Annotated in this window: 8 protein-coding genes and 1 pseudogene; 1 reads left to right on the top strand and 8 read right to left on the bottom strand. The window is 63.5% G+C overall.

Annotated elements, in window-relative coordinates; translation table 11 throughout:
* The 6 genes and pseudogenes from PFH44_RS27970 to rutA form a co-directional block, all read right to left on the bottom strand.
* Positions 1-71 (bottom strand): annotated as a pseudogene (locus PFH44_RS27970) (FMN reductase); the annotation flags it as partial.
* A gap of 9 nt (positions 72-80) precedes the next feature.
* Positions 81-671: a malonic semialdehyde reductase gene (locus tag PFH44_RS23110; RefSeq protein ID WP_045854792.1), complete on the bottom strand. Its 591-nt coding sequence runs from the start codon at positions 669-671 to the stop codon at positions 81-83.
* Positions 668-1,468: a pyrimidine utilization protein D gene (rutD, locus tag PFH44_RS23105; RefSeq protein ID WP_283826278.1), complete on the bottom strand. Its 801-nt coding sequence runs from the start codon at positions 1,466-1,468 to the stop codon at positions 668-670. The genes PFH44_RS23110 and rutD overlap by 4 nt, the downstream gene beginning before the upstream one ends.
* Positions 1,465-1,860: a pyrimidine utilization protein C gene (rutC, locus tag PFH44_RS23100; RefSeq protein ID WP_045854794.1), complete on the bottom strand. Its 396-nt coding sequence runs from the start codon at positions 1,858-1,860 to the stop codon at positions 1,465-1,467. The genes rutD and rutC overlap by 4 nt, the downstream gene beginning before the upstream one ends.
* Entirely contained in the window at positions 1,853-2,563 is a 711-nt protein-coding gene (gene rutB, locus PFH44_RS23095) for a pyrimidine utilization protein B (RefSeq protein WP_045854795.1), read from the bottom strand. The genes rutC and rutB overlap by 8 nt, the downstream gene beginning before the upstream one ends.
* Positions 2,563-3,654 carry a pyrimidine utilization protein A gene (rutA, locus tag PFH44_RS23090; RefSeq protein ID WP_045855448.1) on the bottom strand — a complete coding sequence of 364 codons (1,092 nt, stop codon included), beginning with the start codon at positions 3,652-3,654 and terminating at the stop codon, positions 2,563-2,565. The genes rutB and rutA overlap by 1 nt, the downstream gene beginning before the upstream one ends.
* Positions 3,655-3,939: 285 nt before the next feature.
* Between rutA and rutR the strand changes: the two genes are divergently transcribed.
* Complete coding sequence (gene rutR / locus PFH44_RS23085; RefSeq protein WP_041144920.1) at positions 3,940-4,578, top strand: HTH-type transcriptional regulator RutR; 639 nt, start codon at positions 3,940-3,942, stop codon at positions 4,576-4,578.
* Here the strand turns inward: rutR and PFH44_RS23080 are convergent.
* Both PFH44_RS23080 and PFH44_RS23075 read right to left on the bottom strand, forming a co-directional pair.
* Entirely contained in the window at positions 4,575-4,970 is a 396-nt protein-coding gene (locus PFH44_RS23080) for a lysozyme inhibitor LprI family protein (protein WP_283826277.1), read from the bottom strand. The genes rutR and PFH44_RS23080 overlap by 4 nt on opposite strands.
* A 136-nt stretch (positions 4,971-5,106) precedes the next feature.
* The coding region (locus PFH44_RS23075) for an L-glutamate gamma-semialdehyde dehydrogenase (protein WP_283826276.1) at positions 5,107-7,015 on the bottom strand (1,909 nt) is incomplete at its 5' end.

The raw sequence follows: 7,015 nt of genomic DNA, 5'->3' as shown, positions 1-7,015 counted from the left end.
GTAATAATGTTCACCGCGGCGCCGACCTGGGCCATGGCGTCGCGAAAGCTTTGTTTATCCGCAATAGGCATGGAGGCTCCTTATGCCAGCCGGCAGGCGTCGTCAAAGGAGAGACGCGGCAGGCGATCGTAGAGCTTTGTCTCATCGCCATAGCCGATGTTAATCAACAGGTTGCTTTTCCAGCCGCTCCCGGCAAAGAAGGCCGCGTCGACCTTTTCCCGATCGAATCCCGACATCGGCCCGGTATCCAGGCCGAGGGCGCGGCAGGCGAAAATCAGATAGGCCGCCTGCAGGGAGCTATTGCGAAACGCGGTCTCCTCGGCGTGCTGGGGGCTGGAGGTAAACCAGCTGCGGGCGTCGCCGTGGGGGAACAGCGCCGGCAGGCGATCGTAAAAGGCGCTGTCCCAGGCCACGATGGCGGTGACCGGCGCGCTGAGGGTTTTTTGCAGATTGCCGCTGGAGAGCGTCGGGCGCAGCTTCTCTTTGCCCTCCGGGGTGCGGACAAACACGATCCGCGCCGGCGAGCAGTTGGCCGAGGTCGGGCCCATTTTCATCAGCGCGTAAATCTCCTCCAGCAGGCCGTCGGACACCGGCTTATCCAGCCAGCTGCCGTGGGTTCTGGCGTGGCTGAACAGCGTGTCGCACGCGCTTTGGCTAATTCTCTCACTCATAAACTCTCCTGGCCGGCGGGCAGCATTGCGGCCAGCCCGTCGCATAAAATAGGGTTAAAGGTATCGGTATCGGTGACGTTACAAGCATGGCCGCCCCAGGCCATCTCCACCAGCTGGCTGCCCGGGATCGCGGCCTGCAGCGCGCGCGAGCAGGAGGCGGGCACCAGCAGATCGTCACGGGCGCTGATCATCAGGGTCGGACAGGTCACCGCCGCCGCCTGACGAGAAAAATCGGCCTGCTTCAGCGCCTGTAGCCGCTTCAGCAGGTTGTCCTTACCCTGAAAATGGCTGAGCGCGAGGGCGTCCTCCGCCTCCATGCGCGGCGCGCGCGCGGCCATCCACTCCGCCGGATAGAGGAACAGCGGCTGCGCCTCCACCCACGCCTGGGCGCCGCCGGTATGCAGCAGGCGCTCGCGCACCTGGAAGCAGCGGCGAGTGTGGGTCGACAGCGTCAGCCAGGCGTTAACCAGCACCAGGGCGCTGACCGCCCGGGGTTTGTCGAGCGCCAGCTGCAGGCTGATCAGCCCGCCCAGCGCATGGCCCACCAGCGCGAAGCGCGTGATCCCGGCCTTCTCCAGCGCCTGCCACAGCTCCTGGGCCATGGTGGCCATGCCGTAGGCGGCGGGCAGCGGGCCGGCGTTTTCGCCGGTGCCGTTCTGGTCATAGGTCACCAGCTGGTATCGCTCTGCCAGCGGCGCGCGCTGCGCGGTCCAGTAGCCGCCGGCGCCGCCCAGCCCGGCGCTCAGCACCACAACCGGGGCGCCCGCATAGGGCGCTGGGGCGATATTGAGCTTCATAGCGCCGGCTTCCCGATATGCGCCACCGTGGCGATCTCCACCAGCGCCTCAGGCTTCACCAGGCCGCACTGAATGCAGAACCGGGCCGGCTTATCGCCGGGGAAGAACTCGGCGTAAACTTCGTTAATCGCGGCGTAGTTTTTCCAGTCGGTGATAAAGATGCTGTTGAAGGTCACATCCTCCATACTGCCCCCCGCCGTTTCGATAACGCTGCGGATGGTCTCCAGAACGTGACGGGTTTGCGCCTTTGGGTCGCCGATATAGACCACGTTGTTTTGCTTATCGAACGGCAGCGTACCGGAGACGTACACCACGCCATCGGCCAGCGTGCCGGGAACGAAAGGGGCGATCGGCGCGGTGGTGCCGGGTGGAATAATGACCTGTTTAGGCATAACGTTTCTCCTCCGGGAACGGGATGGGGCTGGCGGGCTGCAGGGCATCGCAGAAGCTGGCGACGTCGCTGACCCAGCCAAAGAAGGTCTCAATATTGAACAGCGCCGCCTGCTGGGCGAAGGCCGGTCCGGCCTGATGGGTGGCGTCCTCCAGCACGATGCCGAAATATTCAAGGAAGAAGCCGTCGCGCAGGGTGGACTCCACGCAGACGTTAGTGGCGATACCGGTGAACACCAGGTGGCGAACGCCGCGGCTGCGCAAAATGCTGTCCAGCTGGGTGTTGTAGAAGCCGCTGTAGCGCGGTTTCGGCAGCACCACGTCGCCCGGCTGCGGCCTGAGCTCATCGACTAGCTGGTAATCCCAGCCGCCTTTAGCCAGTAGCTTGCCCTGCAGCTCGGGGCGGCGGCGCATGGTCTTCAGGGCGTTGGATTTATGGTAATTGGGCGAGCCGGGGCCGCCGGCCTCCATGTACTGGTCGTCCCAGCCGTTCTGGAACCAGATAATCAGCATTCCGGCGGCGCGGGCGGCGGCGACGGCGGTGTTGATGTTGTCGATAACCGGCCGGGTAGCGGAGACGTCAAACCCGGCCAGATCGAGATAGCCGCCCTGGCTGGCGTAGGCGTTTTGCATATCCACCACGATCAGCGCGCTGTTTTGCGCCGCGAAGGTTAAGGATTCCGGGCGAGCGGGAAGGGTAATCATCAGGCAACCTCGCGAGTAGCGGTGGCAATGTGGTCACGGCAGCGCATCAGCGGCTGAATGCGCTCGCCGAAGGCGTCAATTCCGGAGAGAAAATCGTCAAAGGTCAGCAGCACGCCGTCGGTACCGGGGACCGCGGCGACTTCATCGAGCATGCGGGCGACGCTGGCGTAGGAGCCGACGAGGGTGCCCATGTTGATATTGACCGCCGAGGTGGGGTCGGCCATCTGGCGGACGTTGGTATCGCTGCCGGAGCGGGTATCCTTCTGGCTCTGCTCGGTGAGCCACGCCAGCGCCTCTTCGTCGGCGCCGGCCTTGTAGTGCTCCCATTTGGCGCGGGCGGCTTCATCCGTTTCGTCGGCGATAACCATAAACAGCACGTACGAGCCGACGTCGCGGCCGGTTTTTTCCGCCGCCTGCATCATGCGCGCGGCGGTCGGGGCGAAGGCGGCCGGGGTGTTGACCCCTTTGCCGAAGCAGAAGTTGTAGTCGGCGTACTGGGCGGAGAAGGCCATGCCGGCATCGCTTTGCCCGGCGCAGATAACCTTCATCGGCTGCGACGGCTGCGGGCTGACGCGGCAGTCGTTCATCGTGAAGTAGTCGCCCTTAAAGTCGCTCTTCCCGGTCCCCCACAGATCGCGCAGCACCTGGACATATTCGCTGAGATAGTCGTAGCGGCTGGCGAAATAGTCGTCACCCGGCCAGATCCCCATCTGCTCGTACTCCGGCTTTTGCCAGCCGGTGACCAGGTTAACGCCGAAGCGGCCGCCGGAAATAGAGTCGATGGTGGAGGCCATCCGGGCGACGATGGCCGGAGGCAGGGTCAGGGTGGCGGCGGTGGCGTAGATCTGAATCCGCGACGTCACCGCCGCCAGGCCCGCCATCAGGGTGAAGGATTCGAGATTGTGATCCCAGAATTCGGTTTTACCGCCAAAGCCGCGCAGCTTGATCATCGACAGCGCGAAGTCAAAGTTGTAGTGCTCGGCTTTCTGCACAATCGCTTTATTTAGCTCAAACGTCGGCATGTACTGCGGGGCATGGGTGGAAATGAGCCAGCCGTTATTGCCGATCGGAACGAAGACACCAATTTTCATATGCACCTCTTTGCGGTCGTTAAACAAGAAGGCGTGCGGCGCTGCATCCTGCATCTTCCTGAGCCACCTCGCTAATCTGATAAAGCAAAGACGATGCCAGTTTTACAAAAGCCAATGTTATTAATGTGTTGCTTAATAGTTGCCGGATGTGAGCTCTGAAAAAGTAGACTAAATGGTCAAAATCGGTGCACGAAAAAACGGCAGTCATGCGCAATTGGGGTGCAGGAGGTCGTGTCGGCGATGGGCTTTTGCTATGCTGATGGCGGTGAAACAAGGAGATAACAAATGGCACAGGGCGCCGAGAAAAAAAGCGGCAAGCGTTCGCTGGCGGTGAGCGCAAAGAAAGAGGCTATCCTCGCCGCCGCGCTGGACGCGTTTTCGCAATTTGGCATTCACGGCACGCGGCTTGAGCAGGTTGCGGAGCTGTCCGGGGTATCGAAAACCAATTTGCTTTACTACTACCCGTCGAAAGAGGCGCTGTACGTTGCCGTTTTGCAGCAGATCCTCACCATCTGGCTGGCGCCGCTGAAGGCCTTTCGCGAAGATATCAGCCCGCTGGTGGCGATCCGCGAGTACATTCGCCTGAAGCTGGAGGTCTCCCGCGACCATCCGCAGGCGTCAAAGCTGTTCTGCCTTGAGATGCTGCAGGGCGCGCCGCTGCTGATGGGGGAGCTGACCGGCGATCTGAAAGCGCTGGTGGATGAAAAGTCGGCGATCGTTTCCGGCTGGGTTGAAAGCGGCAAGCTGGCGCCGGTCGACCCCCAGCACCTGATCTTTATGATCTGGGCCACCACGCAGCATTACGCCGATTTTGCCACCCAGATTGAGGCGGTGACCGGCGCAACGCTGCGCGATGAAGCGTTCTTTCAGCAGACCGTGGAGAACGTGCAGCGGATGATCGTGGAAGGGATCCGGGTGCGCTAGTTGGCCGGCGGCAGCGGGCAGCTCAGATCGCCCTCTTCGCACTGCAGCAGCGAGGAGAGATACGATTCGCGCTCCACGGTTTTGTCCGTCATGCACTGGTTGACGAGCGTCGGCTGGATGGTGCCGCCTTCGGACCCGGAGGTCAAAAACGCGCAGTCGGCGTCGCGCAGCGCGATCCACGCCAGCTGGGATTTCTTCAGCAGCGCCTGCTGGCTGCCTGAGGCGCGCTTCAGCGCCTGCTGGTAGGTCTGGTTGAGCTTGACGTCGGCCGCCTGATACTGCGCCGCCGTGCACTGATTCATCTCGATCTGATTGTTGGCGTTGGCGCATTCGTCCGCCAGCGCCTGACCGCTTGCTAACAGGGCGGCAAGCGCGAGTAAAGTACGTTTCATTGTTCCACTCCCATACATAAAAAAGGCCCCCGTCCGGGAGCCTTAATTAACCACAGCTTTGGCCTGCTGTCATCAGGTCTGCGATCCCCCGGCGGCGGGCTACGGTTTTGCCCGACGCCGCCTGCGGGAATCGGCCTTAGCCGATGGTCATCAGGCTGGCGTTTCCGCCCGCCGCCGCGGTATTGACGCTGAGCGAGCGCTCGATATAGAGGCGCTCCAGCAGCAGGTTGGTTTCGCCGCGGGCGAATCCCTGTACCGAAACGATCGCCCCGTCCCGCGCCGCCACCTGTTCGCACAGCGCGCGCAGCTGATCGGAGTCGCCGTGGTAAATCACCGCGTCGAAGGCCTGGGCGGTGAGCTCGGCCTCTTTGGCGAAGCGGATGCGCTCGCTGACTTCGCGCGGCAGCTTCTTCGCCAGTTCGCGATGCAGGGCGTTGTCCGGCCACAGGATCTCGCAGCCGACGGCGACAGCCGCCGCCAGCTGGGTCAGCGCATCCTGTTCATTATCCGCCACGCACAGCACACGGTCGCGGGGGATAAAGGTCAGGGTGTTGCGCTCGCCGGTCGGCCCCGGCAGCAGGCGCTGGGTGCCGGCCTGCGCCTGTTCGCTATACTGCTGGCACAGCGCCTGCAGCTCCGGCCGGCCTGTGGCCCACTGCTGCAGGGCAACCAGCGGTTTTTCCAGCAGGGTTTTCAGCTGGGCGTCCAGCGGACGTTCAGCGTCCTGGCGGGCAAGGGTGGCGCCGACGGCGTTGTGCGGACGGCTTGAGAGCAGGCGGTACAGATACAGCGGACCGCCCGCTTTCGGACCGGTGCCCGACAGGCCTTCGCCGCCAAACGGCTGAACGCCCACCACCGCGCCGACCATATTACGGTTGACGTACAGGTTGCCGACTTTTGCGCTGCCGGTGACCTGGGCAATGGTTTCGTCGATGCGGGTATGAACCCCGAGCGTCAGGCCGTAGCCGGACGCGTTGATCTGCTCAACCAGCCGATCCAGCGCGTTGCGGTTGTAGCGCACCACGTGCAGAACCGGGCCAAAGACCTCTTTTTTCAGCTCGTCAAAGCTGTCGAGCTCGATAAGCGTCGGCGGAACGAAGGTCCCGCTCTGCCATTCGCGGGCGTCCTCACCGTTCTCGCGCACCGCCTGGAAGACGTTGCGCCCCTTGGCGCGCAGCGTCTGAATGTGGCGCTCGATATTCTCTTTCGCTTCGGCATCAATCACCGGCCCGATATCGGTGGTCAGGCGGCCAGGGTTGCCCATCCGGCATTCGCCCATCGCGCCGCGCAGCATGGTCAGCGTATGGTCGGCAATCTCCTCCTGCAGGCACAGCACCCGCAGCGCGGAGCAGCGCTGGCCGGCGCTATCGAAGGCGGAGGCCAGCACGTCGACCACCACCTGCTCGGTCAGCGCCGACGAGTCGACGATCATCGCGTTCATGCCGCCGGTTTCGGCGATCAGCGGCGTCGGACGCCCCTGGGCGTCAAGGCGGCTGGCGATGTTGCGCTGCAGCAGCGTCGCGACCTCGGTGGAGCCGGTAAACATCACCCCGCGCACGCGCTGGTCGCCGGTGAGCGCCGCGCCGACGGTTTCCCCGCGGCCAGGCAGCAGCTGGATAACGCCCGGCGGGACGCCGGCCTCCAGCAGAATTGCCACGCCCTGAGCGGCGATCAGCGGCGTCTGCTCGGCGGGTTTCGCCAGCACGCTGTTGCCCGCCGCCAGTGCGGCGGCAATTTGGCCGGTGAAGATTGCCAGCGGGAAGTTCCACGGGCTGATGCACACCACCGGCCCCAGCGGACGGTGGGTTTCATTATCAAAGTCGTCGCGAACCTGGCCGGCGTAGTAGTGCAGGAAGTCCACCGCTTCGCGAACTTCGGCGATGGCGTTGCTGAAGGTTTTACCCGCTTCGCGCACCAGAATCCCGATCAGCGTCTGCGTTTGGCTTTCCATCAGGATCGCCGCGCGTTCGAGGATGGCCGCGCGCTCCTGCGGCGGGGTGGCGAACCAGATCGGCGCGCAGTTGACCGCGCTGGTCAGCGCCTGC

The organism is Klebsiella sp. Ech2A (assembly GCF_030078455.1).
In the GTDB taxonomy this organism is placed as follows: domain Bacteria; phylum Pseudomonadota; class Gammaproteobacteria; order Enterobacterales; family Enterobacteriaceae; genus Klebsiella; species Klebsiella terrigena.
This window is presented reverse-complemented; position numbering and strand designations above follow the sequence as displayed.

Coding starts and splice junctions, on each gene's coding strand:
- rutB (WP_045854795.1), bottom strand. CDS start 2,563: ATGATTACCCTTCCCGCTCGCCCGGAATCCTTAACCTTCGCGGCGCAA.
- PFH44_RS23080 (WP_283826277.1), bottom strand. CDS start 4,970: ATGAAACGTACTTTACTCGCGCTTGCCGCCCTGTTAGCAAGCGGTCAG.
- rutR (WP_041144920.1), top strand. CDS start 3,940: ATGGCACAGGGCGCCGAGAAAAAAAGCGGCAAGCGTTCGCTGGCGGTG.
- rutD (WP_283826278.1), bottom strand. CDS start 1,468: ATGAAGCTCAATATCGCCCCAGCGCCCTATGCGGGCGCCCCGGTTGTG.
- rutA (WP_045855448.1), bottom strand. CDS start 3,654: ATGAAAATTGGTGTCTTCGTTCCGATCGGCAATAACGGCTGGCTCATT.
- rutC (WP_045854794.1), bottom strand. CDS start 1,860: ATGCCTAAACAGGTCATTATTCCACCCGGCACCACCGCGCCGATCGCC.
- PFH44_RS23110 (WP_045854792.1), bottom strand. CDS start 671: ATGAGTGAGAGAATTAGCCAAAGCGCGTGCGACACGCTGTTCAGCCAC.